Here is a 16,220-nt window from a genome sequence, read left to right as displayed (position 1 = left end):
AAAAAATGACAGCTGATTTAATTTTAAACAATTGCAAAAAACTTGCGTTGACAAGCTGTCAAAAAAGTTTATTATACCCATCAACACCTACCCGAGGTGGTGAAATTGGTAGACGCGGCGGACTCAAAATCCGCTGTCAGAGATGACGTGTCGGTTCGAGTCCGACCCTCGGGACCATATAAAGGAAAAGCCCTCAAGCATATTAAGACTTGGGGGCTTTTTTATTGTCTGTATATTAATGGGTTGTGCCATTTTTTAGCTCCAGTCTTAATGATTCCATTAGCCACAATTCAGGTGGTCACTTTGGAAAATGAGTACCCAAATGAGTACCTGATTTTTCATTGGTACTCATGGTGGAATCAGATGCTAAGCTTAAATTATTAGATCAATACAATAATCAAATGTGATTGATCGGGTGTCTTATAGGGCTTGTAGTACTTAAAAGCTTTATTCACTATCTAAAGCTACTTTGATGACATCTGCAATTGTCTCAGTGGTGACGCCTCTTTTTCGAGCATTCTCAGAATGGAGCCAAGTTGCTAAGTCTTTATTGCCTTTAGATGCATTGCAGCCAATACAGCACAATGCAATATTGGATAAGGTTGTAATTCTTATATCGTTGATAATGTGTTCCCAAGACTTCTTATTAGCTCTTTCAGTGCCAAACTTTTTGCCGCAATATACACAGCACAGGTCTCGCTCCGAGACCGCATCTTCTATGTGCTTTGGTATTCCCCACGAATTTGCCATTTTAGGTTTTCCTTATTTTATGGCTCTAGTTGAATGAAAAATCCTAACCTTTGATAACTCACATTCATAAAATTTAGATCTAAGCATAAAATGAAATAGTTGTCATAACACTATATAAATGAGGGTGTAAAAAAACCAGCGCCGAAGCGCTGGTTTTTTACATCACTAACTTAGGTTAGTTTTGCATCATCTTATTGAGCTGCATCAAGAGCAGCATTGAATGTTGCGCTTGGACGCATTACTGCATTCACTTTAGCTTGATCTACTGCGTAGTAACCACCGATATCAACCGATTTACCTTGTACTTCCGCAAGTTCAGCAACAATTTTGTCTTCGTTTGCAGCTAAAGCTTGTGCAAGTGGTGCAAACTTCGCTTTCAACTCAGCATCTTCATCTTGAGCAGCAAGTGCTTCTGCCCAGAATTTTGCCAAGTAGAAGTGGCTGCCACGGTTGTCCAGTTCGCCAGTACGACGTGATGGAGACTTGTCGTTATCAAGTAATTTGCTGGTCGCTTGATCAAGAGTTGATGCAAGTAATTTCGCACGAGTATTATCTTCTTTAATACCCATTTCTTCTAAAGAAGCAGCAAGCGCAAGGAACTCACCTAATGAATCCCAACGTAAGTGGTTTTCTTCAACAAGTTGTTGTACGTGTTTAGGCGCAGAACCACCCGCACCAGTTTCGTACATACCACCACCCGCCATTAACGGAACGATAGATAACATTTTCGCAGAAGTACCAAGCTCCATAATTGGGAACAAGTCAGTGAGGTAGTCACGTAAGATGTTACCTGTTACAGAAATGGTGTCTAAACCACGCGCAACACGCTCAAGTGTATAACGCATCGCACGAACTTGTGACATGATTTGAATATCTAAACCAGTCGTGTCGTGATCTTTTAAGTATTTTTGAACTTTCTTGATCACTTCGTTTTCGTGTGGACGGTACGGGTCTAACCAGAAAATTGCTGGCATACCAGAGTTACGTGCACGTGTTACTGCAAGTTTAACCCAGTCGCGAATAGGTGCATCTTTCACCTGACACATACGCCAGATGTCGCCTTCTTCTACGTTTTGAGTCATCAACACTTCACCAGTGTCAATATCAGTGATGTTTGCAACACCTGCAGCAGGAACTTCAAAAGTCTTGTCGTGTGAGCCGTATTCTTCAGCTTTTTGCGCCATCAAACCTACGTTTGGCACAGTACCCATCGTACGTGGGTCGAAGTTACCATTCCACTTACAGAAATTGATCATTTCTTGGTAAATACGCGCGAAAGTAGATTCAGGCATTACTGCTTTACAGTCGTAAGGTTTACCGTCAGCACCCCACATTTTACCGCCACCACGAATCATTGCAGGCATAGAAGCATCTACAATTACGTCGTTTGGAGAGTGGAAGTTGGTGATGCCTTTTGCAGAATCCACCATTGCAAGTGCAGGGCGGTGTTCTTGGCATGCGTGTAAATCTTCGATGATTTCTTCACGTAAAGAAGTTGGTAAGGTTTCGATCTTTTCATAAAGACCTGCCATACCGTTGTTGACGTTAATGCCAAGTTCTTCAAACAATTTACCGTGTTTTTCAAACGCTTCTTTATAGTAAATTTTCACACAGTGACCGAATACAATCGGGTGTGAAACTTTCATCATGGTCGCTTTTACGTGTAAAGAGAACAAAATGCCTGCTTCTTTACAATCATCCAATTCTTTTTCATAGAAGTCGCAAAGCGCTTTCTTGCTCATGAACATAGAATCGATGATTTCGCCGTCAAGTAACGCTACTTTTTCTTTCAGTACAATGGTTTCACCAGATTGAGTGATGAGTTCCATTTTTACGTTACGTGCGCGGTCAAGCGTCATCGATTTTTCGCCATGGTAGAAGTCGCCTTCATCCATGTGTGAAACGTGAGTTTGTGACCATTGCTTCCATTCACCCATAGAGTGCGGGTGTTTTTTCGCATAGTTTTTCACTGCAGCAGGTGCACGACGGTCAGAGTTACCTTCACGTAATACAGGGTTTACTGCTGAGCCTAAGCATTTGCCAAAACGAGCGCGTAAAGCTTTATCTTCTGCAGTATTTTCATTTTCAGGATAGTCAGGAATTGCATAGCCTTTTGCTTGTAATTCCTTGATACATGCAACTAACTGAGCAACTGAAGCACTGATGTTTGGAAGTTTGATGATATTGGTATCTGGATCTTGCGTGAGACGTCCAAGCTCTGCGAGGTTGTCGGCTACCTTCTGTTCTTCGCTTAGGTATTCCGAGAATTCAGAGAGTACGCGTGCTGCTACAGAGATATCACTCTTGACAATCTCGATGCCAGCAGGCTTAGTAAAGGTCTCAATGATCGGCAGTAGAGAGTAGGTCGCCAACAATGGCGCCTCATCGGTCAGTGTGTAAATGATTTTTGACTTTCCACCAGCCATATATAGCCCCTTGCTTTGATTGAGTTTTTTAGGAGCGAGATGATGACTCAGCCCCTGCGAACCGATTTGCCTAATTTAACCTTGAGAGTATCGACTCTCTATGCATTTCAGTCAACGTAATTACAGTGATGACGCCATTTCGCTACGAAATGATGTGTCGCATTTGTGCGAATCAAGACACGGTTTAATGTAAAAACGAGCCTATTTAAACCTAAAAATCGCCTTGAGTATTTAGTGTTGAAATACTAATCAAATCGTATGATGAAGATATGACATCAAAAATATATGTATATTTTATTATAAATTAACCAGTTGAGGGTTCGACTTAAGTCGAATGTTTGATAAATAACCGATGAAAATGATAGGTGGATATATTTATTCTATTTATTTTATATGTTTATCAATATGTTGCTTCTATTTTTTACAGTGTGATGCAATGTAAACTCTTGTATAGAAGTTGAGATTTTCTTCAAAAACGGAGGGAAATCTACAGATAAAAAGCCTGATTTATATTTTAAAAGTTTAGATCTATTTTTATGGTCCAAATTTTACAAAAATAAGCGTATTTTTTAGCGGGTTTGTAGCACCGTTTGATCCATCAAAAATCATAATCAAGCGTGAGCTAAACCCTTGTTAATCCATAGATGAAAAAATCAAGTAGTAAAGAAGAAATGCCGAGTTGTTACGCAGTTTTTTAAATTAGTTTGAAAGCTTGTGTTTTGTGTTAAAGTTTGTAGGTTAACTCTGAATTCAGTGGATGAGTTTTGTAGACAAAATAATTCATAGGCGCGGCACACTTTAATTAACGAGGCAAAAATGAAAATACAGTTGTTGGAAATTGGTCCTGAAACGGAGCAACTCAGTGCTTGCACACTCTCGTTATTATTGGGTGTACATACGCCAAGTAACCAAATTGATGGTTTTTTGAAGTTTGCCCGTCAAATGCTGCAAGTAGATCATGCCATTTTGACTTTTAAAAATGAGCCGTACATCTGGTATTCCACCAATCAAGTTTTTAAAGCCTTTCGTGCCAACCCAAACGCACGGTTAGACGCTTTCTTTCAAGGTCAGCAACTGATTGAACCTCAACATCCTCAATATGCAAATTTTGTGCAGCACATCGCAAGTTTGGGGATAGAAGCCGCGCGCCTAATCGCACTGGATTTACTCAAAACCGATGGCGAGTCGATTGGGCAGTTGTTGTTATTTGATCATCGTGAAGAAGCGTTTAGTTTAGGTGCTTTGCCGACAGTCGCGGAGTTTGCTGCAGGTTTGGTGCGTTATATTGTATTAAAAGTTGATTATGCAAGCTTAAAAGAACTGTATGAACAGCAGTCTGCATTGAATTTTAGTAAAACTAAATTTTTCCAAATTATTGCGCATGATTTGCGCGCGCCATTTCATGGCTTATTGGGGTTTTCGGAAGTTTTAGCGCAAGAGCGCGAAACTTTGGATGATTCTAGTATTCAAAATATTGCCGACTATTTATTCGACACAGCACAATCGACCTATAACTTGCTAGAAAGTTTATTGAATTGGGCGATGGCAGAGGGTGGACGCTTTGTGTATCACCCAATTAATTTTGAGTTAAAGCAATCGACCAAAATTGTTTGCGATGTGTTGAAAAGTTTGGCAATCAAGAAAAATATTGAACTGATTGATCAAGTTGAAGAAGGCATTAAAGTTTATGCCGACATCAATATGATTACCTCGGTGATTCAAAATTTGGTGTCGAATGCGCTGAAATTTACCTTTACCGATGGCACAGGCAAAGTCATTTTACGTGCAGAGCAAACAGAAACCAGTGTGGATATTTATATTCAAGATACGGGTTTGGGCATGACTGCACAACAACTCGAAACGCTGTTCGAGCCTAAACTTACTGTTAGTTTTAAAGGCACTGCAGGTGAAAAGGGTATTGGTTTAGGTTTGGTGTTGTGTAAGCGTTTTGTCGATTTGAACCACGGGCAAATTGTGGTGGAATCGAAAGAAGGTGTGGGAACGACTTTTAAAGTCAGTTTGCCAATTGCGACCAGTAGCCATCAAGTATTAAGTAAAGAAGCGTTATTATCTGAGAAAACTTAATTTCAAAGTTTATATACAAAGCAAGCAAAAGCCTGTGGATGTTTAAAATCATCCACAGGCTTTTTTTATCGTGATCAATTTAGATCAACTCTTGCATTATTGAATGTTTTGAATCGGACTACCACCCAACGCTTGCAATAAAGTCACATAGGCGTTGTATTGGTTTTGCTTGGTCTGCAATAAACTTAAACGTGCATTGCGGGTGGTTTCTTGTGCATCTAGCAGGTTTTTTAAGGCAATCGCACCATGCCGATAACGCACCTCAGTTAAGCGTTCAGTTTTCTCTGCCAGTGCTAAATTGCGGCTTTGCAGCGCGACTTCTTGATTCAGCGCGGTTCGTGCTGACAGTGCATTTTCGACATCGGCAAAGGCTTTATATAAAGTTTGTCGATATTGCACAATGGCTTTTTCATATTCCAAAGCATTCACTTTTAGATCGCGCTGCATATCATTCCATTGCAAAAATGGTAGGGTTAAACCTGCACCTAAAGTGGCAATTGGGTTTTTTAGGGCATCGCTTAAAGAGGTATGCGCGCCTGTACCGACACCTGTACTGAGTGTGCCTGTAAGACTGATGGATGGGTAATAACTGGCTCGATTGGCATCTTTATTGGCCAAGGCTTTACGTAAACGTAATTCGGCTGCACGTAAGTCGGGACGACGTGACAGCAGTTCTGCAGGTAAGCCAGCAGTAATATTCGGTAAACGAACAGCGGCTAAACTCTGTGGTTCATTGATATTCAACATTTGCACAGGTTGATGCAGTAAAACTGCCAAGGCGGTGCGTGTTTCAACTTTTTGCTGTGCAATTTGGCTCAAGGTTGATTTTTGACTTTGCAGGGCTTGTTCGGCTTGGTTTAAATCCAATCCTGAAACTGCACCCGCGCGATATTGCGCACTGACCAATTGATACGTTTTTTGCGTACTGGCAAGGTTTTGTTGTGCGACAACATAGCGTTCATTTAAATAACCCAATTGCCAATATAAATTGGCAGTGGTTGCAATCAGGCTTTGTGCTGTGGCTTGTAAGTCTTGTTCGGTGGCTAAGGCTTCCCAACGTGCAGCTTCAGTCTGATTGGCAAGTTTACCGAATAAGTCCAATTCATAGCTCAGTCCGGGATAATTCAGCGAAATCCCACGCGCTGTATCACCATTGCCCTCTAAACTAAATTGATGCCCTGTAGAAATACCTGCATTGCCAATCCGGACACCTTGCTGACTTTGGCTTTGTTTTGCTTGTAATCTGGCTTGTTGTAAATTCAGTCCTGCAACCGCGAGGTCACTGTTACGCGCCAAGACTTGTTCAACCAATTGATTTAAAGCAGCATCGTGAAAGAGTGTCCACCAACGGTCTGTATTTAGTTGTGCAAGGACTTGCTGGCTTTTTTGCTGCTGCTCAAACTGTTGAGGAATATTTACAGCAGGTGCCTGATAAGGTGTTTTGACTACGGCTGCACAACCCACTAAGCTGCTGCCAAGAAAAAGCGCAGTGACGAGTTGGCTGAATTGTCGTGACTTCTGGTTAAATCGCATCATCATTCCTTACTCTAATTCCTTATTCTCTAGATAGCGCATCGACAGGGTTCAGTTGGGCAGCATTACGTGCAGGAATAAAACCGAACACAATTCCAATCAGGCTTGAACAGACAAAAGCGGCTACAATCGAGGTGGTGGAGTACGCCATTTGAAAGGTTCCACCTGCCACATGATTAATCAATTGCCCAATTCCGAGTGCGAGCAAGACGCCAAGTACACCGCCTAAAATACACACTAAAATGGCTTCAATTAAAAATTGCTGCAAAATATCGCTTTGTCGTGCGCCGACTGCCATGCGTACCCCAATTTCTTGGGTGCGTTCTGTGACAGAGACCAACATGATGTTCATTACGCCAATTCCACCGACCACCAGTGAAATCACTGCAATAGCAGAAACCAGTAAGGTCATGGTGGCGGTAGTTTGTTGGATGGTTTCACGGATACTGTCGGCATTTTGAGTAAATACATCCTGCGCACCATGACGCTGTACCAACAGACTTAGGATGGCATTTTCTGCTGCAGCACTTGGATATTCATCTTTGACTCGTACAATAATGCTGCGCACATGGCTTTGGCCAAGCATGCGGCTCATTACCGTAGAGTAGGGCAAATACATATTTAAGCTGTCGGCATTGCCCATCATGCTTTTTTGTTCTTCGACCACGCCAATAATACGGCTGGGTACGCTGCCCAATAAAATTACTTGCCCGACAGGGTTGCTGCCATCACTAAAAAATGTATTTTTGGTGTTGTGATCAATCACCACATCTTGCGCTTGTTCCAGCACGCTGTGTTTGTCAAAAGGCTGACCCGACTGGAAGTTCATGCCGCGCACATAGAAAAAGTCTTCGCTCACACCATTGACTGTGGCAGAAGCCTCGGTGTCTTTAAAACGTACTGTGACGTTGCTATTGACTGATGGGCTGACCCCATCCACATAAGGTTGTTCTGCCAAAGCATCGGCATCGGCAGGAATTAGGGTTTTAAGCTGAGATGAGCGCGAGGTATCACCAAAACCACGCCCTTGAAACACGGTGATGGTATTGGTGCCTAAACTGCTGATGTTTTCTAAAATTTGTTTCTGTGAACCATTGCCCAGTGCCACAACAGATACAACCGAAGCGATCCCGATAATAATCCCGAGCATGGTTAAAAAGGTGCGCATGCGATGTGCATTCATCGCCAGTAGCGCCATGCGGAAGGCTTCACCTAAACGATCAAATACAGAGCGCCAAGCTGAAGTTCTTTTTTGTGGCGGATGTTGCAAGGTTTGTTGAGTAATATCATCCTGATCGGCAGGTGTGTTGGGCTGATCAGAAATAATAAGCCCATCACTGATTTCAATAATCCGTGTGGCATTTTTAGCGACATTATGGTCATGTGTGACCAAGATGATGGTGTGACCTTTGGCATTCAGCTCACGCAAAATCCGCATCACTTCAATACCGCTATTCTTGTCGAGTGCACCTGTGGGTTCATCGGCAAGAATCACATCGCCACCATTCATCAAGGCACGTGCAATGGATACACGTTGTTGTTGCCCACCTGAAAGCTGACTTGGGCGGTTTTGGGTTTTATCGGCTAGACCTAAATCACTGAGCAGCGCAGTTGCGCGAGTTTGTCGTTCTTCAACATCGGCACCTGCATAAATTGCAGGCACTTCGACGTTGCCCGCAGCGCTTAAATCACCCAATAAGTGATAGCGCTGGAAAATAAAACCAAAATATTCACGACGTAGCTGTGCCAGTTCATCGGCTTCGAGTTGTCGGGTTTCACGTCCTTTGACTTTATAGCTGCCAGTGGTGGGTTGATCCAGACAGCCCAAAATATTCATGAGAGTGGATTTCCCCGAACCCGACTGACCTACAATGGCAACCAATTCACCTGGGTAGATCTTCAGGTCAATGCCTTTGAGAATCTGCACTGTAGATTCACCCGCAGGGAATTCACGGGTCAGATTGGTGACCTCTAACAGAGGTTGTGACTGACTCATCTTACATTCTCACTGATGGGCCAACACGACCACCACGCTTCGCCGCATCGTTTGAGGTATCGGAGCCATCGGCAATAATGACTTGATCGCCCAGTTTTAAGCCACGAATGACTTGTACTGTTGCACGGTTATTTAAGCCAAGCAATACCGATTGAGGTCGAGCTGAGCCATCGGCTTGCAGTACACGTACCATGCCTAAAGAGGCTTTACCTTGATCAATCAAGGCTTTTTCATTGGCAGTCAATTCCAAACGGGCAGGGCGTTTGGCAGAACTGGCATCGGTATTGTCGCGCTCAGCACGTGCGTTGCTGTCAGAATTATTGCTGTTGCCACGACTGCGTGAACGGTTTGCACCTTGCACCGCAGCAGCAGGAATGGTCAGCACATTGCGCGCTTCTGCCAAAACAATGGACACTTGTGCGGTCATATTGATGCGTAGCTTGCCGTCTTCATTTGGTACGTCAAATAAAGCGTTGTAGTACACGGCAGAACTTGAAGATGATGAGGTGTTGTTATTGCTTTCGGTATTGATGGATTTGGGTGCAGGTTCTACCTGACGTAAAGTAGCATAATGTTTTTTCTCACTGTTGCCCAAGGTGGTGAAATAGACCGTTTGTCCCTCTTCGACCTTCATTACATCCGCTTCAGAAATTTCTGCTTTTACAGTCATGGTGTCAAGTTTGGCTAATTTAACAATCGTGGGCGCACTTTGATTGGCGTTCACGGTTTGACCTTCTTCGGTCACAATTGCAACGACAGTGCCATCCATTGGGGCAAGAATACGGGTATAACCTAAATTTTCTTTAGACGTGTCTAAAGTTAGGCGTGACTGTTCAATTTGAGCATTAATGGCAGCAATTTCTGCTTGTGCAGTTTTATAGTTGGCTAAGGCAGTTTCAAGTTCGGCACGTGAGGTCGCATCTTGCGCATACATGGCTTGTTGACGCTGATATTCTGCTGCGACTTTGGCGAGATTGGCTTGTCGAACCGCCAATTGTGCCTGTTGGTTTTTAATACTGGCCTGCGCTGTTTTAAACTCATTTTCCTGTCGTACGGAGTCAATTTGGGCAATCAACTGTCCTTGTTTGACTTGATCGCCTAACTGAACATACATTTTTTTGACTTGACCTGAAACTTGCGCACCAACACTGACCATTTTGGTGGCTTCAAGTACGCCTGTTGCCAACACCGCACTTTCAATATCTCCACGGCTCACTTCGGCAGTAATGTATTGCGGTTGTTGTTCTTTGGGTTTTAAAAAATACCAAGCGGCAAATGCCAGCATCAGCGCAATGATAATTCCCGCAATAAGTTTGGTCGATTTTATTTTTGGCATGAGTCAAAAAACAGAAAAAGAAATTAAAAGGATTATAGAAGTGAAATAAGGATAAATCGTGAATTTTTTGAAGAAACTGCAAATGAGAATTATTTATTAGTGGTTTGAGCTAGATTTAATACAGTCTGAGTACGGTATTACATCCATAAAAAAAGTGAAAATAGCATCTGTTAACGAGGTGGGGTAGTTTGTTTCATCTCTATGATAATTTTATGAATTTTTATGATAAATGCTGAAAAATACAACTATGGTCTAAGTTGCTTAAAAAACCTTATTTTCTATATGGATTTAAGAATTAAAAGCAGCTAGTATTAAATTCCATAAAATAATTATGGATTTAATCATTAGGATAATACGGCATCGGGACGATGCAATAAAACATGACTTTAAGCAAAAAATCTGAGGGGTAAATCATGGAGTGGAGTGAGAAATTTAATATCGGAATTGATGTGATTGACAATCAACATCGACAAATTCTGGACTATATTAATGCGCTGGAAAAAATTCGGGCGACAGGTGCGCGGGAGCAAATCAAAGAAGTCTTGGATGACTTGATTGACTATACGCAATCGCATTTTAGCTTTGAAGAAAACTTGTTGTCACAGGTCAATTATCAATACTTACCATCACATCGTGGTATTCACGAACTCTTTGTGAAGCGTTTGAATGATTGCCGTCAGCGTTTTGCCAATGGCGAATCGGTAGAACATGATTTGTATCGTTTGTTGTCTAAATGGTTGATTAACCATATTCAGCATGATGATCAGGATTATGTCGATGCGGTACGCGACAATATGCTGCATTATTTGCGTTCGCAGGAACAGAAAAAAGGTAAAAGTTGGTTTGCACGTTTCTTTAGCTAATCTTGCGATAAGTGGCTGACTTTAAAATTTATTTAATGAAGTCTGCTAAATTAAGCCGAGTGAGAAGCGAACAGTGTTTTACCACAGAGTTCTGTAATGGCTTGTAGCACCAGATGTTCAGGGTTTTCCTTGGACATCCCTTTAATGGCGGCATCAATACGCAATAACAGAGCAGGCCATTGCAAGAAACTATTTGGATTTAAACGTCGCAAAGCTTGCTGATACACACTGACTTTGTTTTTCCAAATACCCAGTTGCAAAGCATTTTGTGGTTGTTCAAATAATTGCATCAGTAAGCGCATTTCTTTGCTGATGCTCCACAAAATTAAACTCATGGCTTCACCCGAAGCCATGAGGTATTGAAAAATTTTCATAGCTTGCGCTAGATTTCCCGTCAGTAAAGCATCATTTAAATCATAAGTGCTATAACGAGATTGATCTTGTAAACAGGCATGTAAATGTTCAATCTGAATCTGCTGAATTTCAGGAAAGGTGTCACTGACCCGCATTAAGCTATTTTTGGCAGCCAAAAGGTTGTGTTCATGATGTTGTTCCAACCATTGCCACGCATCATGTCCTAATTGAATGCCAAGCTTTTCTGCTTCCAAACCTAAAATCTGCTGCCGATCTTTAGGATAATTCGCCGTAAGCGCAACATTGACCCCATTGGCATCAATCAACTGAAAAAAACTGGATTTCAGACTATTGTTGTCTTGTTTCGGCATTACCACCAACAGCAAGTTTTGTTCATTGTGTTGAATATAACTTTTCAGTTGTTTTAGTGTGCTGGCATCAGGCTTGATATTGCCGTGTACTTCAACCGCCAATTGACTCGAAAACAGTGACAGACTGTTTAAGGCATTGAATACATTTTTCCAATCGCTAACGCTATTTAAATCATAACGCTGACGTTCAATATCCTGTTTTTGCCAACTGGCACGAAAAGCATCCAGCAAGTTTTGTTCGAGTAAGGGTTCTTGACCATGCAAAATCCATACGCCACGTGCTTCATCCACACGTTTGAGGGCTTGTAGATAGTCAAGTTTCATAAAAAATTCGCACTCGAAAACTTATTTAGGGTTTGAATACACAGGTGGGTTGACCAAAGGTAAACGATTAGATGAAATTTGACGCACAATTTGCTGTGCTACATCATCAATAATGACTTCTTTTAAGAATTTTTGTTCCTGATCATCGGTATTCACAGTTGCGACATCGTATTGATAACTGCGCGTTGCCATGACGGTACGAGGTTCGGTGATCGGGTTGCCTTGCGCATCTTCAATACGGAAAGTCACACTCAAACGCAATAAGGTTTCTACCAGTTTGCCATTCAATTCCAAGCGACGTGGCGTATAGTCAAGTACACGCAGTACATAGGCATTAGGGTCATTGCTGAGTTGTACGCCCGCTGTACCCATGTGAATGGAAAGTTTTTCTTCTAATTCTTCAGCATTGCTCGGTAAAGCCAGACTCATTTTTGAATAAGCCACAGGTGCAATGCTTGGATTGGTGCCTTTAAGATGAAAACCGCAGCCGACTAAGCTAGCACTGAGTCCACAAGTTAAAACAATGACTGCTAGACGTTGGCTAAAGTGCATGTGCTGTCCTCTGTAATATTCTTGAAAGTTTAAAAGCGGAAGTTGAGAAGATCTTGATTGTAGGTGCAAAGCCCATTGACTGACAACGGGCTTTGTTTGGAAATTGTTTTAATTCCTTTTTTGTAGGAGGGTTTAGGGGGATTGTTTTATAAAATCCCTCCAAACCTCCCTTTAAAAAAGGGAGGTTTAAAAGCACTTAAACCACCAAATTCACTAACTTATTCGGTACCACAATTTCTTTCTTGGTTGGCCCAGTCAAGAATGGTTGTACTTCAGGTAAGGCTTTGGCAAGTGCAAGAATGTCTTCTTTAGATGCATCTACTGCTACATCAAGCTTGCCACGTAATTTACCATTTACCTGCACCACAATCGTTTGAGTATTGCGGGTTAATGCAGACTCATCGACCACAGGGAATAGGGTGGAGGTTAATTCAATTCCGAACTCTGCCAACAAGGTTTGGCTCAAGTGTGGTGCAAATGGCGCAAGCAAGGTCAATAAAGTCACAATTGCTTCGCGTTCAACCGCAAGGTCTTGTTCATTCTGTGCTTCAAACTTGTTGCAAGCATTCAAGAGTTCCATCAATGCTGCAATTGCAGTGTTGAACGCATGACGACGCTCAATATCATCGCCCACTTTTTGAATGGTTTCATGGGTTTTGCGACGTAAGTCTTGTGCTGCTGTAGCAAGTTTGCTGCTGTCAATTGCAGTTGCATTGCTGCCTTTTTCAAGGAAACCTGCCGCCAAACGCCAAACACGTTTTAAGAAGCGGTTCGCACCTTCAACGCCTGCATCTGACCATTCTAAAGACTGATCTGGTGGTGCAGCGAACATCATAAATACACGTGCAGTATCTGCGCCGTATTGGTCAATAATGGCTTGTGGGTCGATACCGTTATTTTTCGATTTCGACATTTTTTCCTGACCACCAACAATCACCGCTTGACCATCGCCTATGTATTTAGCCGAAAGAACGCGACCTTTTTCGTCTTTTTCAAGCTCGATATCGGCAGGGTTAAACCAAGTTTTCTTGCCGCTTTCTGCTTCGCGGTAGAAGGTGTCAGCCAAGACCATGCCTTGAGTCAGCAAGTTGGTAAATGGCTCATTGCCTTGTACCACGCCTTCATCACGCATAAGTTTGTGGAAGAAACGCGCGTACAATAAGTGCAAGATGGCGTGTTCTACACCACCAATATATTGATTAACTGGTAACCAAGTTTGCGCAGCTTCTGGTTTGACCATACCGCCAGTAAAGTCTGGAGATGCATAGCGTGCGTAATACCAAGATGATTCTACAAAAGTATCAAAGGTATCGGTTTCACGACGTGCTTCGCCACCACAGCATGGGCAAGTAGTTTGATAGAATTCAGGCATTTTATTTAACGGGTTGCCTGAGCCATCTGGCACAACATCGGTAGGTAAAATGACAGGAAGCTGATCTTCTGGAACTGGAACTTGTCCACATTTTTCACAGTTGATCATTGGAATTGGGCAACCCCAGTAACGTTGGCGTGAAACACCCCAGTCACGTAAACGGAATTGTACTTTTACGTTGGCTAAACCTTGTGGCTCTAATTTCGCTAAAAGTGCATCAAAAGCCGCTTGGAAATCTAAACCATCAAATTCGCCTGAATTGACCAGTTTACCTTCTTTAGAACCGTACCATTCTTGCCATTGGGTTGTGTCAAAGTCCGCATCGTCTGCACCTTTGGCATCAATCACCTGAATAATTGGCAATTGGAATTTATTGGCAAACTCAAAATCACGCTCATCGTGCGAAGGTACAGCCATCACCGCACCAGAACCGTAAGACATCAACACATAGTTGGCAATCCACACTGGCAATTCTTTACCTGTTACTGGATGCTTCACAAATAAGCCAGTCGCCATGCCTTTTTTCTCGGCAGTGGCAAGGTCAGCTTCTGCCACAGAACCCATGCGGCATTCTTCAATAAAGGCTTTTAATTGTGCATTGTTTTCTGCTGCTTTTAACGCCATAGGATGTTCTGCAGCAACAGCCACATAAGTTGCACCCATTAACGTGTCAGCACGCGTTGTAAATACAGTCAGACCATCTGCATAAATTTCAGGATTTGCCGATGGGAATGTGATTTCCATCCCTTGCGAACGCCCAATCCAGTTGCGCTGCATGGTCAAGACTTGCTGTGGCCAACCATCTTTTAAAGTTTCTAAATCGTCTAATAATTCTTGGGCATAATCGGTAATGCGGAAGTAGTACATTGGAATATCGCGTTTTTCTACCAATGCACCTGAACGCCAACCACGACCATTTTCGACCTGTTCATTGGCCAAAACTGTTTGATCGACAGGATCCCAGTTGACTGTCGAGAGTTTGCGATAAATTAACCCTTTTTTATACAGTTGCACGAATAACCATTGTTCCCAGTGGTAATACTCTGGAGTACAAGTGGCAAATTCACGATCCCAATCTATTGCCAAACCTAGTTTTTTCAATTGGTCGCGCATGTAGGCGATATTTTCAAAAGTCCATTTAGCTGGGGCAACCTGATGCGCAATCGCTGCGTTTTCAGCAGGTAAACCAAAAGCATCCCAACCCATAGGTTGTAAGACTGTTTCACCTTTTAAACGGTGAAAACGGCTAATTACATCACCAATGGTGTAGTTACGCACGTGACCCATGTGCAGTTTGCCGCTTGGGTAAGGGAACATCGAGAGGATATAACGATGTGGACCTTCGACTGTGTCGGCAACTTTAAAGGCTTTACGAGATTCCCAGTCGCTTTGGACTTGGGGTTCAATCGCACTGGCTTGATATTCAGGGTCAATGTGAGTAGTCATAAGGTTAAATCAGGAATAAACGGTTAAAAAAAGTGTGTCACACAGCATAGCGCAAAATGCAGCTAAATTGAATTTTGCGCGTTGGATTGTGCAGGAAAATTTAAGCGAGTCGTACTTTATGGCTTAAAACTTAAAAAACTTGTGGGTTGGCACGTTCTTGTTGTGCCTGATTTAAAGCTGCATTGGCTTCACGTTGTTGCTGATCCATAGCTGGATTTCCTGCAGGATGATTTGTGGTAGGTGTCGCATGTTGGTTTGTTGTATTTGTAGCAGTAGGTGCAGGGTTGTCAGCAGGATTTGCAGGAGTGGCAACGGTTGGTGCTGAATTTCTCCAGCCATAGGTGTCGACTTTGCCTTTTTTCTTGGCAGTTTTTGGCGGCGGTGTCGTGGTGTAATGGGTTGAACCATTTGCATCGACCCACTTGTAATATTGTTTTGCAGAAACTGAGCTAGTGGCAAAAATTAAAATCAAGCTTGCAGAAAGACAACTCAAGCGGATCATTGGCGTTTTCATGTTTGGAAGTCCTGAGCAAAAAGGGTAAATGGCAGAAAACCAATTACAAAAAATCATGTTGGCTAAATTTTAGCAATAATTCCCCATGAAGCTAGGGTTTGTTGACAATTTTTCGATGATTTTTATCTGCAATATCGCCTATTTAAAATTGGAGCATTGACTTGTCTATTTGCAAGTTAAAATAAGCTGAAATGCGTTGGTGAATCATAACCAAGCGATTTATATATTTTTTAATTCATTCTTTATTTTTATGTATGTGATATGAAAAAATTATAAAAAATTCAGCAAATCTCTGAAA

The 16,220-nt window shown here is 42.3% G+C and carries 11 protein-coding genes and 1 tRNA gene; 3 read left to right on the top strand and 9 right to left on the bottom strand.

The features are described from left to right. The first annotated feature begins 90 nt into the window (after positions 1-90). Positions 91-177 (top strand) — tRNA-Leu (locus FTU39_RS04415). A gap of 270 nt (positions 178-447) precedes the next feature. Here FTU39_RS04415 and FTU39_RS04410 read toward each other — a convergent pair. Together FTU39_RS04410 and FTU39_RS04405 are read right to left on the bottom strand one after the other, a co-directional pair. Then, positions 448-750 carry an HNH endonuclease gene (locus tag FTU39_RS04410; protein ID WP_167846288.1) on the bottom strand — a complete coding sequence of 101 codons (303 nt, stop codon included), beginning with the start codon at positions 748-750 and terminating at the stop codon, positions 448-450. 191 nt (positions 751-941) lie between these two features. After that, positions 942-3,176 (bottom strand): NADP-dependent isocitrate dehydrogenase, encoded by a 2,235-nt coding sequence (locus FTU39_RS04405; RefSeq protein WP_178867555.1) that lies wholly within the window; start codon positions 3,174-3,176, stop codon positions 942-944. 816 nt (positions 3,177-3,992) lie between these two features. Here FTU39_RS04405 and FTU39_RS04400 point away from each other — a divergent pair. Continuing rightward, positions 3,993-5,261, top strand: coding sequence for a sensor histidine kinase KdpD (locus tag FTU39_RS04400; RefSeq protein ID WP_180051778.1), 1,269 nt, complete (start codon positions 3,993-3,995; stop codon positions 5,259-5,261). A gap of 96 nt (positions 5,262-5,357) precedes the next feature. Here the strand turns inward: FTU39_RS04400 and FTU39_RS04395 are convergent, their stop codons facing one another. The 3 genes from FTU39_RS04395 to FTU39_RS04385 are packed head-to-tail and all read right to left on the bottom strand — an operon-like array spanning position 5,358 to position 10,126. Beyond that, positions 5,358-6,794, bottom strand: coding sequence for an efflux transporter outer membrane subunit (locus FTU39_RS04395; protein ID WP_180051777.1), 1,437 nt, complete (start codon positions 6,792-6,794; stop codon positions 5,358-5,360). Positions 6,795-6,816: 22 nt separating this feature from the next. After that, entirely contained in the window at positions 6,817-8,790 is a 1,974-nt protein-coding gene (locus FTU39_RS04390) for a MacB family efflux pump subunit (protein WP_180051776.1), read from the bottom strand. A gap of 1 nt (position 8,791) precedes the next feature. Beyond that, positions 8,792-10,126 carry an efflux RND transporter periplasmic adaptor subunit gene (locus FTU39_RS04385; RefSeq protein WP_179988690.1) on the bottom strand — a complete coding sequence of 445 codons (1,335 nt, stop codon included), beginning with the start codon at positions 10,124-10,126 and terminating at the stop codon, positions 8,792-8,794. Between the two features lie 413 nt (positions 10,127-10,539). Here FTU39_RS04385 and FTU39_RS04380 point away from each other — a divergent pair, with 413 nt between their 5' ends. Further along, on the top strand, positions 10,540-10,989 hold the full coding sequence (locus FTU39_RS04380; RefSeq protein WP_004974971.1) for a bacteriohemerythrin: 450 nt from the start codon (positions 10,540-10,542) through the stop codon (positions 10,987-10,989). Positions 10,990-11,039: 50 nt separating this feature from the next. On the opposite strand, the gene holA is transcribed toward FTU39_RS04380, so the two are convergent. The 4 genes from holA to FTU39_RS04360 all read right to left on the bottom strand — a co-directional run bounded on the left by holA (position 11,040) and on the right by FTU39_RS04360 (position 15,910). Next, a complete protein-coding gene (holA, locus tag FTU39_RS04375) occupies positions 11,040-12,038 on the bottom strand; it encodes a DNA polymerase III subunit delta (protein ID WP_180051775.1) in 999 nt (332 codons plus the stop codon). Between the two features lie 21 nt (positions 12,039-12,059). Then, positions 12,060-12,590 (bottom strand): LPS assembly lipoprotein LptE, encoded by a 531-nt coding sequence (gene lptE, locus FTU39_RS04370; RefSeq protein ID WP_180043942.1) that lies wholly within the window; start codon positions 12,588-12,590, stop codon positions 12,060-12,062. A 196-nt stretch (positions 12,591-12,786) separates the two neighbouring features. After that, a complete protein-coding gene (gene leuS, locus FTU39_RS04365; protein ID WP_180051774.1) occupies positions 12,787-15,408 on the bottom strand; it encodes a leucine--tRNA ligase in 2,622 nt (873 codons plus the stop codon). A 130-nt stretch (positions 15,409-15,538) separates the two neighbouring features. Next, positions 15,539-15,910: a DUF4124 domain-containing protein gene (locus FTU39_RS04360; RefSeq protein WP_373686606.1), complete on the bottom strand. Its 372-nt coding sequence runs from the start codon at positions 15,908-15,910 to the stop codon at positions 15,539-15,541. Positions 15,911-16,220 lie beyond the last annotated feature (310 nt).

Origin of the sequence: Acinetobacter sp. YH12099 (assembly GCF_013419195.1) — a bacterium.
GTDB lineage: Bacteria > Pseudomonadota > Gammaproteobacteria > Pseudomonadales > Moraxellaceae > Acinetobacter > Acinetobacter towneri.
This window is presented reverse-complemented; position numbering and strand designations above follow the sequence as displayed.